At 38.2% G+C, this 22,550-nt stretch carries 19 protein-coding genes; 17 read left to right on the top strand and 2 right to left on the bottom strand.

The annotated features are described in order from the left end of the window. Positions 1-413: 413 nt before the first annotated feature. Positions 414-788, bottom strand: a complete 375-nt coding sequence (locus tag HMPREF0851_RS07940) for a hypothetical protein (protein ID WP_001234755.1) — start codon at positions 786-788, stop codon at positions 414-416. 431 nt (positions 789-1,219) lie between these two features. On the opposite strand from HMPREF0851_RS07940, the gene HMPREF0851_RS07935 reads away from it, so the two are divergent. From HMPREF0851_RS07935 to HMPREF0851_RS07885, 10 genes are all read left to right on the top strand, one after another. Beyond that, positions 1,220-2,506 (top strand): peptidase U32 family protein, encoded by a 1,287-nt coding sequence (locus HMPREF0851_RS07935; RefSeq protein WP_000169065.1) that lies wholly within the window; start codon positions 1,220-1,222, stop codon positions 2,504-2,506. Between the two features lie 14 nt (positions 2,507-2,520). Beyond that, complete coding sequence (locus tag HMPREF0851_RS07930; RefSeq protein WP_000228893.1) at positions 2,521-2,832, top strand: CHY zinc finger protein; 312 nt, start codon at positions 2,521-2,523, stop codon at positions 2,830-2,832. A gap of 346 nt (positions 2,833-3,178) precedes the next feature. Next, on the top strand, positions 3,179-3,379 hold the full coding sequence (locus HMPREF0851_RS07920; RefSeq protein ID WP_001054557.1) for a F0F1 ATP synthase subunit C: 201 nt from the start codon (positions 3,179-3,181) through the stop codon (positions 3,377-3,379). A gap of 32 nt (positions 3,380-3,411) precedes the next feature. Beyond that, entirely contained in the window at positions 3,412-4,125 is a 714-nt protein-coding gene (gene atpB, locus HMPREF0851_RS07915) for a F0F1 ATP synthase subunit A (protein ID WP_000392860.1), read from the top strand. A gap of 13 nt (positions 4,126-4,138) precedes the next feature. Further along, positions 4,139-4,633 (top strand): F0F1 ATP synthase subunit B, encoded by a 495-nt coding sequence (gene atpF, locus HMPREF0851_RS07910; protein WP_000558549.1) that lies wholly within the window; start codon positions 4,139-4,141, stop codon positions 4,631-4,633. Continuing rightward, positions 4,633-5,169 carry a F0F1 ATP synthase subunit delta gene (locus HMPREF0851_RS07905; RefSeq protein ID WP_000359029.1) on the top strand — a complete coding sequence of 179 codons (537 nt, stop codon included), beginning with the start codon at positions 4,633-4,635 and terminating at the stop codon, positions 5,167-5,169. Before atpF ends, HMPREF0851_RS07905 begins: the two co-directional genes overlap by 1 nt. A 14-nt stretch (positions 5,170-5,183) precedes the next feature. Next, complete coding sequence (gene atpA / locus HMPREF0851_RS07900) at positions 5,184-6,689, top strand: F0F1 ATP synthase subunit alpha (RefSeq protein ID WP_000996629.1); 1,506 nt, start codon at positions 5,184-5,186, stop codon at positions 6,687-6,689. Between the two features lie 15 nt (positions 6,690-6,704). Continuing rightward, positions 6,705-7,583 (top strand): F0F1 ATP synthase subunit gamma, encoded by an 879-nt coding sequence (locus HMPREF0851_RS07895; RefSeq protein WP_000301221.1) that lies wholly within the window; start codon positions 6,705-6,707, stop codon positions 7,581-7,583. A gap of 198 nt (positions 7,584-7,781) precedes the next feature. Continuing rightward, positions 7,782-9,188 carry a F0F1 ATP synthase subunit beta gene (atpD, locus tag HMPREF0851_RS07890; protein ID WP_000094357.1) on the top strand — a complete coding sequence of 469 codons (1,407 nt, stop codon included), beginning with the start codon at positions 7,782-7,784 and terminating at the stop codon, positions 9,186-9,188. A 10-nt stretch (positions 9,189-9,198) separates the two neighbouring features. After that, the gene (locus HMPREF0851_RS07885) at positions 9,199-9,618 is read left to right on the top strand and encodes a F0F1 ATP synthase subunit epsilon (RefSeq protein WP_000068047.1); all 420 of its coding nucleotides are present in this window, start codon (positions 9,199-9,201) and stop codon (positions 9,616-9,618) included. Positions 9,619-9,662: 44 nt separating this feature from the next. Here the strand turns inward: HMPREF0851_RS07885 and HMPREF0851_RS07880 are convergent, their stop codons facing one another. Continuing rightward, the gene (locus tag HMPREF0851_RS07880; RefSeq protein WP_000665635.1) at positions 9,663-10,676 is read right to left on the bottom strand and encodes a lactonase family protein; all 1,014 of its coding nucleotides are present in this window, start codon (positions 10,674-10,676) and stop codon (positions 9,663-9,665) included. 153 nt (positions 10,677-10,829) lie between these two features. Here HMPREF0851_RS07880 and HMPREF0851_RS07875 point away from each other — a divergent pair, with 153 nt between their 5' ends. From HMPREF0851_RS07875 to HMPREF0851_RS15315, 7 genes are all read left to right on the top strand, one after another. Then, entirely contained in the window at positions 10,830-11,996 is a 1,167-nt protein-coding gene (locus tag HMPREF0851_RS07875) for an AI-2E family transporter (protein ID WP_000435442.1), read from the top strand. After that, positions 11,986-13,215 (top strand): tetratricopeptide repeat protein, encoded by a 1,230-nt coding sequence (locus tag HMPREF0851_RS07870; RefSeq protein WP_001065937.1) that lies wholly within the window; start codon positions 11,986-11,988, stop codon positions 13,213-13,215. Before HMPREF0851_RS07875 ends, HMPREF0851_RS07870 begins: the two co-directional genes overlap by 11 nt. Positions 13,216-13,787: 572 nt before the next feature. Then, positions 13,788-14,144: a hypothetical protein gene (locus tag HMPREF0851_RS07865; RefSeq protein WP_232196997.1), complete on the top strand. Its 357-nt coding sequence runs from the start codon at positions 13,788-13,790 to the stop codon at positions 14,142-14,144. A 396-nt stretch (positions 14,145-14,540) separates the two neighbouring features. Then, positions 14,541-15,182 carry an amino acid ABC transporter permease gene (locus HMPREF0851_RS07860; RefSeq protein ID WP_000120840.1) on the top strand — a complete coding sequence of 214 codons (642 nt, stop codon included), beginning with the start codon at positions 14,541-14,543 and terminating at the stop codon, positions 15,180-15,182. 9 nt (positions 15,183-15,191) lie between these two features. Next, on the top strand, positions 15,192-15,821 hold the full coding sequence (locus tag HMPREF0851_RS07855) for an amino acid ABC transporter ATP-binding protein (RefSeq protein WP_000891753.1): 630 nt from the start codon (positions 15,192-15,194) through the stop codon (positions 15,819-15,821). A gap of 9 nt (positions 15,822-15,830) precedes the next feature. Then, the gene (locus HMPREF0851_RS07850; RefSeq protein WP_000182486.1) at positions 15,831-16,670 is read left to right on the top strand and encodes an amino acid ABC transporter substrate-binding protein; all 840 of its coding nucleotides are present in this window, start codon (positions 15,831-15,833) and stop codon (positions 16,668-16,670) included. A gap of 466 nt (positions 16,671-17,136) precedes the next feature. Then, positions 17,137-22,550: Rib/alpha-like domain-containing protein (locus HMPREF0851_RS15315; RefSeq protein ID WP_050540531.1), on the top strand; the 5,414-nt coding region annotated here is incomplete at its 3' end.

Below are 22,550 nucleotides of genomic sequence, written 5' to 3'. Positions count from 1 at the left end.
TCAAAGTATGTTCCTTGACCATCCCATTTTATTGATTCGGCAATAAATGGAACTAATTTAGTTTTTATTCCTTGGATTTTGATAGGTGGTACTTTAGGTGTGATAATTTTTTTAGGTAACAATTGTAATTCTCCTTTCTTACTATATATATTCTATTATAGCATTTTTTATACTTTTTCTTCAGAAACTGATTATAAACTTCTCCTATTCCTAAAATGTAAAGTTAAACGCATAAAATATTTAACACTACAAAAAATAGTCGAATAAATGTATTCTGCATTAAAAATTGATCTAACCATTGTTGAACCATCTTTATATAATTTTAGTGTTGTAATTCATCAACGACACTATTATAAAACAAGTGTCGTGTTTTGTCAACACTTGAAGTTGAAATAAAAAAATAGGCTTGAAGCCTAAATTTTTCCGTGACGCACTAAAAGAGAACCTCTTACTATCATTCTGATAACAAATGAAGTGGTTACATAACTTGTTTTTGTATATAGAGATAAAATCTTTTTTAATTCAGCAATGCCATCAATAGTAGTCTGATTTACTTGTAAATCAGTTCGAGTTTTTGGAGCACTTCGTTCCTCAACTTGAGATTCAAATTTTAATACTTTATCCCAGTTTTGTTCAGCAGTAATTTTTTTAGAATCTAAATAAGCTTTATTTACGACAAAGCCATTAGTAAGATGAAGATTATCAAATTCTCCAGTTGCTTTTATTTCTTTTTTTAGAGTATCGATGCTATTTCGTGTTTCTATTGCTAATCTGACAGCTAATCTCATTATCTCACCACCTTTTTTTACTAATACTATTATACAAAAAATGTTGTGTTTTTGCTACACATTAATTTCAACTCTGTAAACAATTTACAAATAACAGAAATTAATTTTAATAAGTTCTTATAAAAATAACTGAGTATAAATCCTTAATTTCACACTATATCGAACCTTATCAATTTAGAAAACAGTTGAGTGGGAATAGTCATCCAAGGACTCATTTATGTATTTTCACTAGCCAGTATCTTTGGGTACTGGTTTTTGCTTTATCTGGCTTTTTGAATACTTGTTTCAGCTGGGTTAAATTATCAGTCATTATGTAAAGCTTAAAAGATTAGAATTGTCAAAACAATCTGTCTAGGCTTGATTTTATCCTTTATTTACTATAAAATGAGAAGGAAAAACGTCAAACTTTTATATTGCAAATAGGAGAAAACATGACAAAAACATTAAAACGTCCTGAGGTTTTATCACCTGCAGGGACTTTAGAGAAGCTAAAAGTAGCTGTTCAGTATGGGGCAGATGCTGTCTTTATCGGTGGGCAAGCCTATGGTCTTCGTAGCCGTGCAGGTAACTTTACCTTTGAACAGATGGAAGAAGGCGTGCAGTTTGCGGCTAAGTATGGAGCTAAGGTCTATGTAGCTGCCAATATGGTTATGCACGAAGGAAATGAAGCTGGTGCTGGTGAGTGGTTCCGTAAACTGCGTGATATCGGGATTGCAGCAGTTATCGTATCTGACCCAGCCTTGATTATGATTGCAGCGACTGAAGCACCAGGTCTTGAAATCCACCTTTCCACTCAAGCAAGTGCCACTAACTATGAAACTCTTGAGTTCTGGAAGGAATTGGGCTTGACTCGTGTCGTTTTGGCGCGTGAGGTTTCAATGGAAGAATTAGCTGAAATCCGCAAACGCACAGACGTTGAGATTGAAGCCTTTGTCCATGGAGCTATGTGTATTTCTTACTCAGGTCGCTGTACTCTTTCTAACCACATGAGCATGCGTGATGCCAACCGTGGTGGATGTTCTCAGTCTTGCCGTTGGAAATACGACCTTTACGATATGCCATTTGGGAAAGAACGTAAGAGCCTCAAAGGAGAAATTCCTGAAGAATTCTCAATGTCAGCTGTTGATATGTCCATGATTGACCATATTCCAGATATGATTGAAAATGGAGTAGACAGTCTGAAGATTGAAGGACGTATGAAGTCTATTCACTATGTTTCAACAGTAACCAACTGCTACAAGGCAGCTGTGGATGCTTATCTAGAGAGTCCAGAGAAATTTGAAGCTATTAAGCAAGACTTGATTGATGAGATGTGGAAGGTTGCCCAACGTGAATTGGCAACAGGATTCTACTACGGTACACCATCTGAAAATGAGCAGTTGTTTGGTGCTCGTCGTAAAATTCCTGAGTACAAGTTTGTTGCTGAAGTCGTTTCTTATGATGACGCGACACAAACAGCAACTATTCGTCAACGGAATGTCATTAACGAGGGGGACCAAGTTGAGTTTTATGGCCCAGGTTTCCGTCATTTTGAAACTTATATCGAAGATTTGCACGATGCCAAAGGCAATAAAATTGACCGCGCACCAAATCCAATGGAACTTTTGACAATCAAGGTGCCTCAACCCGTTCAAGCAGGAGACATGGTTCGTGCATTAAAAGAAGGGCTCATTAATCTTTATAAGGAAGATGGAACCAGCGTCACAGTTCGTGCTTAAGAAAGGAAAAGGGAATGGTAGAGGCACAAGGTTTCTTAGTGGATAAACAAACAAGATGTATTCATTACCATAGTAAGCTGGATATTATTGCTTTACAATGCTATGACTGCAAAAAGTACTATGCTTGTTATTGGTGTCATGATTCATTAGAAAATCATATTTTTGAGCCGTATCCCTTATCTTTGATACAGGATAAGCCTATTTTATGTGGTGTTTGTCTAAAACTACTAACATATAAGCAATATAAAGAAAGCTTAAGTTGCCCCTTTTGTTTTTCTCACTTTAATCCAGATTGCCAAAATCATAAGGAACGCTATTTTAAATAGCAAATCATCTAGTTTTGAAGTAGTCTAAAACTCAACTCCAAGAGAAAATGAAGTAAATATTCCGATAATAAACCGTATAGTATCAAGTTTTTCAATACTTTATACTATACAGTTTTTTGATTTTCAAGCCTTTTTACCCAGTATCTTTTCATCATTTTTCAGAAAGGTCTAGATAATGGACGGATTTATTACATATTATTTCCAAAGTTTTCTATATAATAGACTCAAAAATAGTAAAATTGTAAATAATTTTCATTAAACGCTTTCAATGTTAGTAAAAAGTTGACAAATCCAATTTTTAGGACTAAACTAAGTAAGTAAATTTTAATTAAAAGGAGAATTCGTCATGAATTTAACATTTTTTGGTCTATGTCTTGCCTGTATGGGTGTATCTCTTGGTGAAGGGTTATTGATGAATGGTTTGTTGAAATCAGTAGCTCGCCAACCAGATATTATCGCTGAGTTTCGTAGCTTGATGTTTTTAGGGGTTGCCTTTATTGAAGGAACTTTCTTCGTAACTCTTGTCTTCTCATTTATTATTAAATAACGAAATATAAATTGGAGAAGGGAGAATGTTAGATGGAAGAAAGTATCAATCCAACCATCAATATTGGTCCTGTTACCTTTGATTTAACTTTGACAGCCTTGACTTTGCTGTCTGTGTTTCTGATTTTTGCATTTATCTATTGGGCAAGTCGTAATATGACCTTGAAACCCAAAGGTAAACAAAATGTACTAGAGTATCTCTATGATTTTGTAATTGGATTTACAGAACCTAACCTTGGTTCCCACTACATAAAAGATTACTCACTCTTTTACTTATGTTTATTTCTTTTTATGGTCATCGCCAATAATCTTGGTTTGATGGCTAAACTTCAAACAACAGATGGGACAAACCTTTGGACATCGCCAACTGCAAATCTTTCATTTGACCTTGTCTTGTCTTTCTGTATTATTGTGATGGCGCATATTGAGGGGATTCGTCGTCGTGGGATTAAACAATACCTAAAAGGTTTTGTAACTCCTGCATTTATGACACCGATGAATCTACTTGAAGAGGTCACGAATTTCCTTTCTCTTGCTTTGCGGATTTTTGGGAATATCTTTGCAGGTGAAGTAATGACAAGCTTGCTTCTCTTACTTTCACATCAGGCTATTTTTTGGTATCCAATCGCATTTGGGACAAACTTAGTTTGGACTGCATTTTCCGTGTTCATTTCTTGTGTACAGGCCTATGTCTTTACACTACTATCCTCTATGTACCTAGGAAATAAAATTAATGATGAAGAGTAGAAAGGAGTAACTGATGCACGTAACAGTAGGTGAATTAATTGGTAATTTTATTTTAATCGCTGGCTCTTTTATCCTTTTGCTAGTCTTGATTAAAAAATTTGCATGGTCTAATATTACAGGCATTTTCGAAGAAAGAGCTGAAAAAATTGCTTCAGATATTGACAGAGCTGAAGAAGCCCGTCAAAAAGCAGAAGTATTGGCTCAAAAGCGCGAAGATGAATTGGCTGGTAGCCGTAAAGAAGCTAAGACAATCATTGAGAATGCGAAAGAAACAGCTGAGAAAAGTAAAGCTAGTATTTTAGCAGATGCTAAACTAGAAGCAGGACGCTTAAAAGAAAAAGCAAACCAAGAAATTGCTCAAAACAAAGCTGAAGCTTTACAAAGCGTTAAGGGTGAGGTAGCAGATTTGACAATCAGCTTGGCTGGTAAAATCATCTCACAAAACCTTGATGGTCATGCCCATAAAGAACTCATTGATCAGTATATCGATCAGCTAGGAGAAGCTTAATGGACAAGAAAACAGTAAAGGTAATTGAAAAATACAGCATGCCTTTTGTCCAATTGGTACTTGAAAAAGGAGAAGAAGACCGTATTTTTTCAGATTTGACTCAAATCAAGCAGGTTGCTGAAGAAACAGGTTTACCTTCTTTTTTTAAAAAAGTGGCAGTAGACGAGTCTGACAAGGAAAAAACGATTGCTTTCTTCCAAGACTCAGTGTCACCTTTATTGCAAAACTTGATCCAGGTTCTTGCATACAATCACAGAGCAAATCTTTTTTATGATGTGCTTGTAGATTGCTTGAACCGACTTGAAAAAGAAACAAATCGATTTGAAGTGACGATTACGTCTGCTCATCCTTTAACAGATGAGCAAAAGAGTCGCTTGCTCCCTTTGATTGAGAAAAAAATGTCTCTGAAAGTAAGGAGTGTAAAAGAACAAATCGATGAAAGTCTCATTGGTGGTTTTGTCATTTTTGCCAATCACAAGACAATTGATGTGAGTATTAAACAACAACTTAAAGTTGTTAAAGAAAATTTGAAATAGAAAGTGGTGTTCTTTTGGCAATTAACGCACAAGAAATCAGCGCTTTAATTAAGCAACAAATTGAAAATTTCAAACCCAATTTTGATGTGACTGAAACAGGTGTTGTAACCTATATCGGGGACGGTATCGCGCGTGCTCACGGTCTTGAAAATGCCATGAGTGGAGAGTTGTTGATTTTTGAAAACGGCTCTTATGGTATGGCTCAAAACTTGGAGTCAACAGACGTTGGTATTATCATCCTAGGTGACTTTACAGATATCCGTGAAGGCGATACAATCCGCCGTACAGGTAAAATCATGGAAGTCCCAGTAGGTGAAAGTCTGATTGGTCGTGTTGTGGATCCGCTTGGTCGTCCAGTTGACGGTCTTGGAGAAATCCACACTGATAAAACTCGTCCAGTAGAAGCACCAGCTCCTGGTGTTATGCAACGTAAGTCTGTATCAGAACCATTGCAAACTGGTTTGAAAGCTATTGACGCCCTTGTACCGATTGGTCGTGGTCAACGTGAGTTGATTATCGGTGACCGTCAGACAGGGAAAACAACCATTGCGATTGATACAATCTTGAACCAAAAAGGTCAAGATATGATCTGTATCTATGTTGCGATTGGACAAAAAGAATCAACAGTTCGTACGCAAGTAGAAACACTACGTCAGTACGGTGCCTTGGATTACACAATCGTTGTGACAGCCTCTGCTTCACAACCATCTCCATTGCTCTTCCTAGCTCCTTATGCTGGGGTTGCAATGGCAGAAGAATTTATGTACCAAGGTAAGCATGTTTTGATTGTTTATGATGATCTTTCAAAACAAGCGGTCGCTTATCGTGAACTGTCTCTCTTGCTCCGTCGTCCTCCAGGTCGTGAGGCCTTCCCAGGGGATGTTTTCTACCTTCACAGCCGTTTGCTTGAGCGCTCAGCTAAAGTTTCTGATGAACTTGGGGGTGGATCTATTACAGCCCTACCATTTATCGAGACACAAGCAGGAGATATCTCAGCCTATATCGCAACCAACGTGATTTCAATCACTGATGGACAAATCTTCCTTGGTGATGGTCTCTTCAATGCAGGTATTCGTCCAGCCATCGATGCGGGTTCATCTGTATCTCGTGTAGGTGGTTCTGCACAAATCAAAGCCATGAAAAAGGTTGCTGGTACACTTCGTATCGACCTTGCTTCATACCGTGAGTTGGAAGCCTTCACTAAGTTTGGTTCTGACTTGGATGCGGCAACACAGGCTAAGTTGAACCGTGGACGTCGTACAGTTGAAGTTTTGAAACAACCTGTTCACAAACCATTACCTGTTGAGAAACAAGTAACCATTCTTTATGCTTTGACACATGGTTTCTTGGATACTGTTCCAGTCGATGATATTGTTCGTTTCGAGGAAGAGTTCCATGCCTTCTTTGATGCTCAACATCCAGAGATTTTGGAAACCATTCGTGATACAAAAGACTTGCCAGAAGAAGCAGTCTTGGATGCTGCGATTACAGAGTTTCTCAATCAAACCAGCTTCCAATAAGAATAGAGGTGTCAGATGGCAGTATCTCTAAATGATATTAAAACAAAAATCGCCTCAACAAAAAATACGAGTCAAATCACTAATGCTATGCAAATGGTATCAGCTGCTAAGCTTGGTCGCTCTGAAGAAGCTGCTCGCAACTTCCAAGTATACGCTCAGAAAGTTCGCAAGCTATTGACAGATATCCTTCATGGTAATGGAGCTGGTGGTTCAACCAATCCGATGTTGATTAGCCGTCCAGTTAAGAAGACAGGCTATATCGTCATCACTTCAGACCGTGGTTTAGTTGGAGGTTATAATTCCTCTATTCTGAAAGCCGTTATGGAGTTGAAGGAAGAATACCATCCAGATGGTACAGGTTTTGAAATGATCTGTATCGGTGGAATGGGAGCTGATTTCTTTAAGGCTCGTGGTATTCAACCACTTTATGAACTACGTGGCTTGGCAGACCAACCGAGCTTTGATGAAGTTCGTAAGATTATTTCAAAAACTGTTGAAATGTACCAAAATGAACTTTTTGATGAACTCTATGTCTGCTATAACCACCATGTCAATACGCTAACCAGTCAAATGCGTGTGGAACAAATGCTTCCGATTGTTGACTTGGATCCTAATGAAGCGGATGAAGAGTACAGCTTGACTTTTGAATTGGAAACCAGCCGAGAAGAAATTCTGGAGCAGTTGTTGCCTCAGTTTGCAGAAAGTATGATTTACGGTGCCATTATCGATGCTAAGACAGCTGAAAATGCTGCAGGTATGACAGCCATGCAAACAGCGACTGATAATGCTAAGAAAGTCATTAATGATTTGACAATTCAGTATAACCGTGCCAGACAGGCGGCGATTACACAAGAAATTACAGAAATCGTAGCAGGAGCTAGTGCCTTAGAATAGGCTCTAGTCCAGCTCGTATGAAATGAACTTATACTCAATGAAAATCAAAGAGCAAACTAGGAAGCTAGTCGCAGGTCGCTCAAAACACTGTTTTGAGGTTGCAGATAGAGCTGACGTGGTTTGAAGAAATTTTCGAAGAGTATTAGGACCTAGTTGAGCTAGGGACCGACAGTATCTTATATAGAATAGGAGAAGGAGATGAGTTCAGGTAAAATTGCTCAGGTTATCGGCCCCGTTGTAGACGTCTTGTTTGCAGCAGGGGAAAAACTTCCTGAGATTAACAATGCACTTGTCGTCTACAAAAATGACGAAAGAAAAACAAAAATCGTCCTTGAAGTAGCCTTGGAGTTGGGAGATGGTATGGTTCGTACTATCGCCATGGAATCAACAGATGGGTTGACTCGTGGAATGGAAGTATTGGACACAGGTCGTCCAATCTCTGTACCAGTAGGTAAAGAAACTTTGGGACGTGTCTTCAACGTTTTGGGAGATACCATTGACTTGGAAGCTCCTTTTACAGAAGATGCAGAGCGTCAGCCAATTCATAAAAAAGCTCCAACTTTTGATGAGTTGTCTACCTCTTCTGAAATCCTTGAAACAGGGATTAAGGTTATTGACCTTCTTGCCCCTTACCTTAAAGGTGGTAAGGTTGGACTTTTCGGTGGTGCTGGAGTTGGTAAAACCGTCTTGATCCAAGAATTGATTCACAACATTGCCCAAGAACACGGTGGTATTTCAGTATTTACCGGTGTTGGGGAACGTACTCGTGAGGGGAACGACCTTTACTGGGAAATGAAAGAATCAGGGGTTATCGAGAAAACAGCCATGGTATTTGGTCAGATGAATGAGCCGCCAGGAGCACGTATGCGTGTTGCCCTTACTGGTTTGACAATCGCTGAATACTTCCGTGATGTAGAAGGCCAAGACGTGCTTCTCTTTATCGATAATATCTTCCGTTTCACTCAGGCTGGTTCAGAAGTATCTGCCCTTTTGGGTCGTATGCCATCAGCCGTTGGTTATCAACCAACACTTGCTACAGAAATGGGTCAATTGCAAGAGCGTATTACATCAACTAAAAAGGGTTCTGTAACCTCTATCCAAGCTATCTATGTGCCAGCGGATGACTATACTGACCCTGCGCCAGCAACAGCCTTTGCTCACTTGGATTCAACAACAAACTTGGAACGTAAGTTGGTACAATTGGGTATCTACCCAGCCGTTGACCCACTTGCTTCAAGCTCACGTGCTTTGGCACCTGAAATCGTTGGAGAAGAGCACTATGCAGTTGCTGCAGAAGTAAAACGCGTTCTTCAACGTTACCATGAATTGCAAGATATTATTGCTATCCTTGGTATGGATGAACTTTCTGATGAAGAAAAGACCTTGGTTGCTCGTGCCCGTCGTATCCAGTTCTTCTTGTCACAAAACTTCAACGTTGCGGAACAATTTACTGGTCAGCCAGGTTCTTATGTTCCAGTTGCTGAAACTGTACGTGGCTTTAAGGAAATCCTTGATGGTAAACATGACCACTTGCCAGAAGATGCCTTCCGTGGTGTAGGTTCTATCGAAGATGTGATTGCAAAAGCTGAAAAAATGGGATTTTAAGAGGTAATCTATGGCTCAGTTAACTGTCCAGATCGTGACACCAGATGGTCTCGTCTATGATCACCATGCCAGCTATGTATCAGTTCGAACTCTGGATGGTGAGATGGGGATCTTGCCACGACATGAAAATATGATTGCGGTTTTAGCAGTTGATGAAGTAAAGGTGAAACGTATTGATGATGAAGAACACGTGAACTGGATTGCAGTAAACGGAGGCGTTATTGAAATTGCCAATAATACCATCACAATCGTTGCGGATTCTGCAGAACGTGCTCGTGATATCGATGTTAGCCGTGCAGAACGTGCCAAGCTTCGTGCGGAGCGCGAAATCGAAGAAGCCCACGAAAAACACTTGATTGACCAAGAGCGTCGTGCTAAGATTGCTTTGCAACGTGCTATTAATCGTATCAATGTCGGAAAAAGACTATAGGAAAAAAATGAACTTGAGTTACCAAGTTCATTTTTTATGTTTTCTTAAGGAGCAAAACTGATGCAGACCGCTTCTGGTACATGGAAGTCGTTGGAAAGTTCTGCTAGACGACCAGTTTCAGGATTGCGTTTAAAGACGGTTGCATTGTCAGAGTCTTGATGGACAGCAATGAGGAATTCTTGGTCTGGTGTCAAATCAAAATCACGTGGAGTCTGACCATGCGTCGGAACGATTTCTAACAACTCTAAGCTACCGTCCGCAAGGATTGTATATACTGCGATAGAATCATGACCACGGTTAGAAGCATAGAGGTATTTACCGTCTTTAGAGAGACGAATAGCAGCAGTTCCATTAAAGCCTTCATAACCGTCTGGTAGAGTTGAAATGACTTGCATGCGTTCAAATTCGCCAACACCATCGTAGATTAGAACCTCGATAGTGCTATTGAGTTCACAAATCAGATAAGCGATTTTATAGTGGTTATGGAAAATGATATGGCGTGAGCCTGCTCCTGGCTGGCTGTGATAGGTATAGAGTTTAGATAATTTTCCTTCTTGATCAAGGTCATAGGTAATGACCTGGTCAGTTCCCAAGTCGCAAGTCACTAGATAGTGGTCAGGTGTTAAATCTGTATAGTGAACATGGGGGGAAGCTTGGTTTTCGTGTGGACCTTGGCCACTATGTTGAACCACATCACTAAGTAGAAGACTGCCATCTTCCTGACGTTTATAAACAAGGACTTGTCCCTTGTGGTAGTTGGCTGCATAAACCAAATTACGCTTTTCATCAACGGAAACATAACAATGGGGAGCTCCCTCTTCAACGACATGATTTAATAAAGTCCCGTTAGTTTGATAGGCTGCAATCCCTCCCTTATAGTCTTGACTACCAACAGTGTATAAATGTTGGTGTTGGTCAAAGGCAAGGTAGGTTGGACTTGGCTCAGTAGCAAAAAGTTCTAGATTTGAAAGCTGACCAGTTTCTGTATCAAAGTCTGCCTTGTAAATCCCTTGGGAAGTACGACGTGTGTAAGTTCCAAAATAAACAGTTTCTTTCATAACTTTACCTCTTTATAAAGATAAGACTATTATATCACAAAATAGATTCACAATATGATATGCAGTACAATTCAATGGTATGTAAGCACTTTAAAAAAGAGTTATTTTTTCCTAAAAATGATATAATGAGAGAACGATAGAAAGGAAGTATTTATGGAGCAAAAAGAGAAACATTTTAGCCTATCTTGGTTTTTTAAGTGGTTTTTGGATAACAAGGCCATTACGGTATTTTTGGTAACCTTATTATTGGGACTCAATCTTTTTATTTTAAGTAAGATTAGTTTTCTATTTTCACCTGTTTTGGACTTTTTGGCAGTTGTGATGTTGCCTGTCATTTTGTCTGGACTGCTATATTATTTGTTAAATCCTATTGTTGATTGGATGGAGAAGCATAAGATTAATCGTGTTATAGCTATCAGTATTGTCTTTGTCATCATCGCCATCTTTATCATTTGGGGCTTGGCAGTAGCTATTCCAAATCTGCAGCGTCAGGTCTTAACATTTGCAAGAAATGTTCCAGTCTACCTGGAAGATGCTGATAGGGTTATTGATGATTTGGTCACCAAGCGTTTGCCAGATGATTTCAGACCTCAGTTAGAACAAGTCTTGACAAACTTCTCTAGTCAGGCTACAGTTTGGGCGAGCAAGGTTTCATCTCAGGCAGTCAACTGGGTGAGTGCCTTTATTAGTGGGGCATCTCAAGTGATCGTTGCCTTGATTATCGTTCCGTTCATGCTCTTTTATCTCTTGCGTGATGGGAAAGGCTTGCGAAACTATTTGACCCAATTCATGCCGACGAAATTGAAGGAACCTGTTGGACAAGTTTTATCAGATGTGAATCAGCAGTTGTCCAACTATGTTCGAGGGCAAGTAACAGTAGCTATTATTGTAGCTGTAATGTTTATCATCTTTTTCAAGATTATCGGTCTACGTTATGCGGTTACGCTGGGTGTTACTGCTGGTATTTTAAATTTGGTTCCTTATCTGGGTAGCTTCCTAGCCATGCTTCCTGCCCTAGTGTTGGGTTTGATTGCTGGTCCAGTTATGCTTTTGAAAGTAGTGATTGTCTTTATCGTAGAACAAACTATTGAAGGCCGTTTTGTCTCTCCATTGATTTTGGGAAGTCAATTAAACATCCATCCTATTAATGTTCTCTTTGTCTTGTTAACTTCAGGATCCATGTTTGGTATTTGGGGAGTCTTGCTCGGTATTCCGGTTTATGCCTCTGCTAAAGTTGTCATTTCAGCGATTTTTGAATGGTATAAGGTAGTCAGTGGCCTATATGAACTAGAGGGAGAGGAAGTCAAGAGTGAACAATAGTCAACAGATGTTACAGGCTTTGGAAGAGCAAGATTTAGCCAAGGCTGAGCATTATTTCGCTAAAGCTTTAGAAAATGATCCAAGTGACCTTCTGTATGAGTTAGCCACCTATCTAGAAGGGATTGGTTTTTATCCTCAGGCCAAGGAGATTTACCTGAAAATCGTAGAGGATTTTCCAGAGATTCATCTTAATCTAGCAGCTATTGCTAGTGAGGATGGTCAAATCGAGGAAGCCTTTGCCCATCTTGAGGAAATCCAAGCTGACAGTAACTGGTATGTTTCGGCTTTGGCACTTAAGGCAGACCTTTACCAGATGGAAGGTTTGACAGATGTGGCGCGTGAGAAATTGCTGGAGGCTTTGACCTATTCAGAGGATCCTCTCTTGATATTGGGTTTGGCAGAGTTGGATAGCGAGTTGGAAAATTATCAAGAGGCTATTCAAGGCTATGCCCAGTTAGATAATCGTACTATTTATGAGCAAACGGGTATTTCTACCTATCAACGGATTGGATTTGCCTATGCCCAGTTAGGGAAATTTGAAACGGCTACAGAGTTTTTGGAAAAAGCCTTGGAGTTAGAATACGATGACCTAACAGCTTTTGAGTTAGCCAGTCTTTACTTTGATCGAGAAGAATACCAAAAGGCCGTCCTCTACTTTAAGCAGCTTGATACCATTTCTCCTGACTTTGAAGGCTATGAGTATGGCTATAGTCAGGCCTTACATAAGGAGCATCAAGTTCAAGAAGCCCTGCGTATCGCTAAGCAAGGCTTGGAGAAAAATCCTTTCGAAACTCGTCTCCTGCTAGCTGCTTCACAATTTTCTTATGAATTACATGATGCTAGTGGTGCAGAAAACTATCTCCTTACTGCTAAAGAAGATGCTGAGGATACAGAAGAAATCTTACTCCGTCTAGCCACTATTTATCTAGAACAGGAGCGTTATGAAGACATTCTAGACTTACAAAGTGAAGAGCCAGAAAATCTTTTGACTAAGTGGATGATTGCTCGTTCTTATCAAGAAATGGACGATTTGGATACTGCCTATGAGCATTACCAAGAGTTAGCAGGAGATTTGAAGGATAATCCAGAATTTCTGGAACACTATATCTATCTCTTGAGTGAATTGGGCTACTTTGAGGAAGCAAGAGTCAATGCACAAGCTTACTTAAAACTGGTTCCAGATGATGTGCAGATGCAAGAACTATTTGAGAGATTGTAAGAATTCATACATTACAGAAAACTGCAAGTTATTTGAAGACAACTGCGGTTTTTTACTGTTTTTTTAAAAAATAAATATGGCTGAGGTTTTATTGCAATGTGACGAGAATTTTTATATAAATCAGGTTAAGATTGTTTCATTAGAAGTATAGAGTTTTGTTTTTATTCCAAAACTCTTATCTTAAAATTTCAAAATAGATTACATATCCAGGCTAGGGCTTGTGTTTTTTGTTTGACAAAATTAAAAAAATGTGTAAGAATAAGAAGAATTGAAAACAGGAAAACTCACCTCCTTTCGATTCGTCAAGCCTTATCGTTAGGCAATGAGGGGGCGGAGAGACGCGCTCGTCAACAGAAGTATCTCATTGGAAATATTGCTCACTTTTTAGTGAGCTTTTTATATAAGGAATAGGAATGAAAAGTAAGAAGTTAAAATTAGGTCAAATTGATTTAAAAATGTGCAAGAATTATGACCTTATTCAAGCGATGGATTATGATTTTAAGACAAAGGAAGTAATGAATAAAGGAAGGTGATTTGCGGTAACTGTTGTCAAAATACAGGGATTGACTTTCTTGATTCCATTTAGAAGTTATATTCCTAAAAAGTATCAGTTGAAGTATAAGCTTAGAAATTCGGCAAAAGCAGGATATGTTGAAGGGTTAGATATTGGTAAAACCTTGATTTTAGAAGAAAAAAGTTATTTACTAAATACAACTTTTCGCCTTCGGAAAATCGAAGATTATTATAAAGTGATGGATAACGATAAAGCTATAATTAATAAGTTAGTGAAAGCTATTATAGATTATAACCGCGCTTTAGAAATAAATGATAGAAACAAACTTGAAGATCCTAAACGCTTTAAATTCTCAACATTCCAGAATTATTCTACTAGATTAAAAGTAATTACAGAAAAAGACTATTTAGAATAGATAATGTTTTCGCAGGCTACGGCTTGTGTTTTTTTGTTTGCCTAAAATGTGGATTTAAAATCCAAGAAACGTAAATAGGTTAGACAGATTTTAAATGCGTAATATCTTATTCTTGAAGGGGGAGTGGTTTTTTCAAAAATAAATATAGTGAAATGACTCACTGCTCCTTTTGGAAACTATTAGAATCAAATTGCAAGGTTCTCAACTATAGGGGCAAAGACGATTATAAAAATGAATAGAAAGATGAATACGATTCTAAAAAATAACAGTAATTGCTGAAAATGATTTTAAAGAAAAAATAAGTAAAAACTCAATTATCAATAAGCAACAGAAAGCATTTGTAAACACCAATCTCTTATGCTATAATAGGAACAATTATTTTAAGGAGGTGTCAGTATGTCTTATTTATTTGAGATATTACCGAGTTTATTGAGCGGTGCAAGCATGACTTTACAGGTTTTTGCACTGGTCTTGATTTTTTCTATTCCCTTGGGCGTTTTGATTGCCTTTGCCTTGCAAGTCCATTGGAAGCCCCTCCATTATCTGATTAACATTTATATCTGGATCATGCGGGGGACACCCTTGCTCTTGCAATTGATCTTTATCTATTATGTGCTCCCAAGTATTGGGATTCGTTTGGATCGTCTTCCAGCGGCCATTATTGCCTTTGTTCTCAATTATGCGGCTTACTTTGCTGAAATCTTCCGTGGTGGGATTGATACTATCCCCAAAGGTCAATATGAGGCTGCTAAGGTCTTGAAGTTCAGTCCCTTTGCTACAGTTCGCTATATTATCTTGCCTCAGGTAACCAAGGTTGTTCTTCCTAGTGTCTTTAATGAAGTTATGAGTTTGGTTAAGGATACTTCTTTGGTCTACGCTCTAGGAATTTCAGATCTTATCTTGGCGAGTCGAACAGCTGCCAACCGTGACGCTAGTTTGGTCCCTATGTTCTTGGCAGGAGCCATTTACTTGATTTTGATTGGTATTGTGACCATTCTTGCCAAAAAAGTTGAGAAGAAGTACAGTTACTATAGATAGGAGGCCACCATGTTAGAATTACGAAATATCAATAAGGGCTTTGGTGAAAAGCAAATTTTATCTAATTTCAGTCTAAAAATTCCTGAAAAGCAAATTCTAGCTATCGTTGGGCCTTCTGGTGGAGGTAAGACAACCCTCTTACGTATGCTTGCAGGTCTTGAAACCATTGATTCAGGGCAAATCTTTTATAATGGAGAATCTTTAGAACTGGATGAACTGGAGAAGCGGAATCTACTGGGGTTTGTCTTCCAAGATTTTCAACTGTTTCCTCATTTATCAGTTCTAGATAATTTGACTTTATCACCTGTGAAAACTATGGGGATGAAGCAGGAAGAGGCTGAGAAGAAGGCGCGAGGTCTTTTAGAACAATTAGGGCTGACAGGACATGCAGATGCCTATCCATTCTCACTATCAGGTGGGCAAAAGCAGCGGGTAGCCTTGGCGCGTGCTATGATGATTGACCCAGAAATCATTGGCTACGATGAACCAACTTCTGCCCTGGATCCAGAATTACGCTTGGAAGTGGAAAAACTGATCTTGCAAAATAGGGAACTTGGGATGACCCAGATTGTCGTTACCCACGATTTACAATTCGCTGAAAATATCGCAGATCAGATTCTCAAGGTTGAGCCCAAGTAGGAGGTGCCGATGACTAATAAGAAAATTGCTTTAGTATTGGTTTCTCTCCTGACTCTCTTTTTAACGGCCTGTACTCAGAAGGCTAGTGATCCAAAGCAGGATAACTGGGATAAGTATCAAGAGCAGGGTACCATTACTATTGGTTTTGACAATACCTTTGTACCCATGGGTTTTGAAGAAAAGAATGGCCAATATACAGGATTTGATATTGACTTGGCACAAGCTGTCTCTGAAAAATTAGGTTTTAAGGTTCAATTTCAACCAATCGACTGGGATATGAAGGAGACGGAACTGCAAAATGGAACCATTGATGCCATCTGGAATGGCTATTCTGCTACTGATGAACGCCGAGAAAAGGTTGCCTTTAGCATTCCATATATGGAAAATCAGCAGGTTCTGGTTGCTAAGAAAAGCCAGCAAATTCGTTCAGTAGAGGATATGAAGGATAAGACCTTGGGAGCTCAAGCAGGTTCCTCTGGTTATTTAGATTTTGAAGCCCAGCCAGACTTACTGAAAAATCGTGTCAAAGATCAGAAGGCTAATCAGTATCAGAGTTTCAATGAAGCCTTGATTGACTTGAAAAATGACCGTATTGATGCCTTGTTGATTGACCGAGTGTATGCTAATTATTACCTTCAGTCTGAGGGGATATTAAATGACTATAATGTCTTTTCAGCTGGATTTGAAAGTGAATCTTTTGCTGTCGGAGTCAGACCCGCTGACAAAAGATTACTGCAAGCTTTAAATCAAGCCTTTGTTGAACTACATCAAGAAGGGAAGTTCCAGAAAATCAGCCAAAAATGGTTTGGAGAAGATGTAGCAACTAAAGAAGTGAAAGAAGGAAAATAGATAAGAAGCCTAGTTTTGTCTTTAAAACTGGGCTTTGTTTTTTTATAGACTTTATTTTATAAAGTAGGAGTAACTTCTAAATTTTTTAACTATTTTGGGCAGATCTTGTGTATCTAGCGTAATTCTGTAATCCCTTATCTATAGCTAAAACTCAATGAAGACCTAATAAAAAATATCAGAAAATTCCTTTTTGTAATCAAATTATATGAACAGTCGAATAATATAGAAAATCTCTAAAGTAATATAAATTTTATTTTTGTAAGGGCTTACCATAAATAGGAGTTTGTGAAATTACCTTGTGAAATTACTTTGGCGAGTATACCTCAAAATGTTTGATTTATAGACATAAAAAGAGTATAATAAGTTGTAACCCTTTAAAATATACCTATATATTTTAGGGGGGGGCTTTTTATTTAGCCTTCTTGAATATATTAACTGATAATTATCAGAAAAAAGGAGTAAGGGAATGTTTAAACCCAAAGGGCGACATGTTCGCCAATCGCAAGTGGAGAAATTCACACGTTACAGTATTCGTAAGGTTAGTTTCGGTGCGGCTAGTGTGGCTGTAGCTACTGGATTGTTTTTCCTTGGTGGAGGAAGCGTCCAAGCGGCTGAACCAGTAACTAATTCAGAACCTACAGAAGTTCAAAATCCTCAAAATGTAAATGAGAAGTCCTCGGAACCCTCTAAGGAAGTTGCTGGACAAGGATCTGCTACTGCTAAAGAGCCCGATGGACAAAATAATACTTCTGTAAAAGAGTCTACTACTGACAAACAAGCCAGTGCAGTTGAAACTCCAAATGGAGTGACAGAAAAAGTAGCTATTAATACCGCATCGTTAGAAGATTTAGTTGCTAAAGTTGAAGGTAGATTGAGTCAATTAACTGAAGACAAGAAAACAAAATCAGTCATTGATGATGCTAAAAATTTGGTTAATAAAGCAAAAGATCTTTTAAATGATGACACAAAAACACAGGCAAAAGTTAATGCATTGGCTAAACAACTTTCAAGTAGCCTTTTCATTTTAAACAGTATCAAATCAGAAGCAACAAAAGTAAACAAAAACCAAAATCCTAGAAATGGACAAGCTATCCCAAGTAATGGAGAAAGTGGGTTTAGAGATACAGGGACGGTTGCAGATGGCACTGAAAATCCCGTTGTTGTAAATACAAATGATATTACACAAAAAGCTTCTGAATTAGAGGTGGAAATCGCAAAAGTTGAATCTTTAATCTCTGCTGAAAATGCTAAAGGAGAAGGGCAAACAGATAAAGAGCTTGTAGGAATACTAACACAGGTAAAAGAGTCTGCACAAGCTGTTAAGAATAAAGGGAACAACATCCCAACAACAGAAAAAGAAAAGCATGCACTTTTACAAGAGTTAAAAGAAAAAGTAGATTTATTGAAACTATACCAAGCTAAAAAATTGGACTGGGGAGCACCTGCCAATAATCACTTAGCAAATTATGGGAATAATCCATCTGATGCAGTAATTAGTAATTTAAATGATACTTTTGGAACACCTGATTTCTCAAATGCTACATCACATACAAAACGTGTAGAAGATCAAGCTTCTGGTATACGTGGTGCTATTAATTTGGGTTCAGCAACTTATCATTGGAAACAAAAAGAAATAACGGTCGATGAAGCCAAAGCAGGAGCTTTAGGCGGCTGGAAGATTGTTGATAAAGAAGGTGCAAACACCGTAAATATTGTTAAACCAGAAGCACCTACTAATATAGAATATAAAGAAGGACAATCAGCAACCACATATGCACCAAAACCAGCAAAAGTTTATGATAATAACGGTCATGTTACAGCTACTGGTGGTCAAGGCAGACCAAACGCTGGTGGTGGAGTACTAAATTATATGATTAGTACTGATCGTTTGGGAAATGGAAGTATAGGAAAAGTTAATAAAGATTATTATGTAGAATTAAAAAAACAAGGAACAACTATCTATAAAGATTTCGACGTAAACCCTAACTCTCATTTGTATGCTAATCTTGTTTTTTCTAGTGCTTATGGTAAATTAGGTTTGTCTTCAACAGGTGAAAAAATAAAAATGAAAATAGTTGATGCATATACAGGTCAACCATTATCAGAATTAACTAGAAAAGATGGAAAAGCTTCAGATACAGAATTTATTGGACAACCTGGATCAGATTCGGATGGTTTTGCTGCATTATGGCGTGTAGTAAAAGTGCCTGAAGGGACGACTAAGGTACGTGTATTTGTAGAAGCAGGAGATCAGCCAACAACTTCTGATTACTTGAATGGTCATAAGGTTGAAGATGGATATATAGTTGCAGGACTAGGATTAACTCCAGGACCAGCACTGACTTTAACAACTACAGTTGTTTCAGGTAAAGATAAAGAAGCATATGGTTATACAGAGGATTCTATTTATAAAAATGCTCAAAAAGGAACGTTTAATGTAACGCTAAGTAATCATGGTGGAGTAGGAGTAGTATATCAGACTAGGTATGAAGTTACTTTAAAAGTTCCTAAAGGTGTTAAGTTAGGTACATTACAAGGAACAGACTTAAATGAAGTAAATGGCAAAAGTTTATTTGCTCCAAGTTATACTTATGACTTTAAATATAACAAAGATACACGAGAACTTACTTTTAAAATTGATTTGCCAAAACGAGATATTAATCCAACAAGTGGTAAATCCAATACTGTTTCGATCCCATTTGAAGTAACGCCTGATTTTGTTGGAGAAGCAACATTTGAGGTAGTAGGGAAAAATGGATTTGGAGGAAAAGATAAATTAGGAAATATGATCTTACCGTATGGAATAGCTGGTGCGGATAGATATAATATTCCAGTGAATGTAAATGCTAATAGTTTAGAAACTTCCGATAATCCTGACTATAAATATAATCGTAGTATTTATATTGATTCTATGACAGGAAATAGCTCTATAACTGTACCTGTTGGAACAACTTTTGAGAAAGCAAAAGAGGCAGCAACAGTAAGTGCTGAAGAATTACTAAATTCAGAAGCTTATAGAGAAAAATTAGCAACATTAAAAGCCACAGCTGCTTTAAATTTAAGTGAAACAAGTTCAATTGCAATGGTACAAGGTTATTCTACAGCTGCTGTAAAAGAGAATAGTGGAACTCTAAAAGTGCCAGTTATTCATACTATCGGAAGTAAGAATTTTAATAATCAAATAGACATTAATGTGAATGTAGTGGCATCTACTAAGCAACAGAAAGTTGTTTTTGAAGGAGATACTATTCAAAATGATGATATTAAGGGGAAAATAACTCCTGCTACAATTCCTGGGTATACAGCTACAATCAATAATGTTCAAAATATGCCTACAACAACTGGTAAAGCTGGACAAATCATTAATGTTGAAACAACAGTATCTTATACAAAGGGAAATGTTGTACTTCCTGAAACAGTAACAGTTCCTGTGTTGGTATTGCCAAAAGCAACAGGCAATGTAGAAGTAATTAAAGGTTCAACAGTAGATAAAGTTAAAGAAGTAGCTAAAGCTAAAGCAGAAGAAGTAGCAAACTCAGCAGATTTTAAAGCTAAATTACCAGAAGGCTCTAAAGATGTAGAAGTTGGAGCGATTACAGAAGAAGTGCTTGCAGCCATTACAACGGAAGCAGGAACAAACAAAGGAACTGTAAAAGTCCCAGTAACCTACACAGTAGACGGTGTTAAGTATACAAAAGATGCAGAAATTACTGTAAATGTCATTGGTTCAAATGCAGATCCAGTATACGTTGTTGAAGGTGACAAACCTGAAGTAGGCAAAGTGAAGGATGCTGTAAAACCAGGAGAAGGTGGAACAGTACAAGATCCAACGGAAGTTGATTTGCCAAATACAAAGGATAAAGTTGGAGCAACAGATGTCACAGTTCCAACTAAAGTTAAGTATGCAAATGGTGAAGAAACAGTAAATGTTCCAGTGACAGTTTTACCAAAAGTAACTCCAGAAGGTGTAACAGTTCTTAAAGATAGCACTGGTTTAGAAGAAGTGGTAAAAGCAAAAGTCACAGAAGCAGCTACAGCGACAACTAACTTGCCAGATGGTGTAACTGTAAGAGTTAAAGAAGTTAAAGCAGGAACAGTACCGGCAACGACAGCAACTGGAGTACAAACACCAGCAACAGCAGTTGTAGAGTATGTAAAAGATGGTAATGTAGTTGCAAGTAAAGAAGTAGAAGTTCCTGTAACAGTAGTAGGTTCAACACCAAAATCATTGGTAGTCTTCGAAGGTGATACAGTAGAAGCTAAAACTGTTCAAGATGCAGTAACACCAGGAACTGATGGAACAAAAGGTGAACCTGCAATTCCAGAAGACCTAACAAAAACACCAGGTAAGAAAGAAGTAACTGTCCCTGTAACTTACGACGGAATCACAGATCCAGAGCAAGTGAAAGTACCAGTAACAGTATTACCAAAACCAGAAGCTGATGAAATTCTAGTTGCTAAAAATAGTGATAAGGATAAAGCTAAAGAAAAAGTACTAGCTAAAGCTAAAAAAGCAATCGAAGATGCAACATTTACAGGTAAATTACCTCAAGGAGCAACCGTTACTGTTGATGAAACAGCTACAGTAACAGTGCCAGACTTAACAGAAGATACTGAAGTAGATGTAACTGTTAAGTACACAGTTCCTGGACAAGATACACCATTAACTACAACAGTTAAAGTACCAGTTACAGTAGTTGAAGGTGTACCACAAATTGTCCCAGTTGATGAAAACAACAAACAACCAGATCCAGAAAAGAGCATTGATAAAACAGATTACCCAGATGATGCGACATTTGAGTATAAAGAAGAAGTAGATACATCTACACCAGGGGATAAGAAAGTTACCGTTGTTGTGAAACAAGGGGACAAAGTGTTAGTTGAAGTACCGTCTACAGTACGTGTAGTAGGTAGCACACCTCAATTTGTGGTAGCAGATCCAACTAAGAAACAACCTGAAGCGAAAGACAGTGTTACACCAGGAGAATATCCAGACGGTACAACGTTTGAATATAAGACACCAGTAGATACAACAACTGCAGGTGAAAAAGATGTGACAGTTGTAGCTAAGCTAAATGGTCAACCAATTGCAGAAGTTCCTGCAAAAGTAGTGGTAGTAGAGCCTAAGACACAATACGTAGTAGCAGACCCAAGCAAACCACAACCAGATGCATCTAAGAGCATTGATCCAGAACAATACCCTGATGGCACAACATTTGAGTACAAGACTCCAGTAGACACAACAACACCAGGCGAAAAAGATGTGGTTGTTGTTGCGAAAAATGGAGAAGATAAACTTGTAGAAGTACCAACAAAAGTGAAGGTTGTTCAAGGGAATCCACAAATCGTGCCAGTGGATGAAGGTAAGAAACAACCATCACCTGAAGATAGTATTGATCCGAATGATTACCCAGAAGATGCAACGTTTGAGTACAAAGAAGAGGTAGATACATCTACACCAGGGGATAAGAAAGTTACTGTTGTTGTGAAACAAGGGGATAAGGTACTTGTTGAAGTACCATCTACAGTACGTGTAGTGGAAAGCTATCCTAAATATGTACCAGTAGATCCAGCTAAGAAACAGCCAGATCCAAAAGAAAACATTAATCCAAATGATTTCCCAACTGGAACAACATTTGAATATAAAGATAACACTCCAGTAGATACAACAACTGCAGGTGAAAAAGATGTGACAGTTGTAGCTAAGCTAAATGGTCAACCGATTGCAGAAGTTCCTGCAAAAGTAGTCGTAGTAGATCCTAAGACACAATACGTAGTAGCAGACCCAAGCAAACCACAACCAGATGCTTCTAAGAGCATTGATCCAGAACAATATCCAGATGGCACAACATTTGAGTACAAGACACCAGTAGACACAAC

The organism is Streptococcus sp. M334 (genome assembly GCF_000187745.1).
Classification (GTDB): domain Bacteria; phylum Bacillota; class Bacilli; order Lactobacillales; family Streptococcaceae; genus Streptococcus.
Note: the sequence above shows the minus strand (reverse complement) of the source record. Positions and strands in the feature narration are given on the sequence as shown.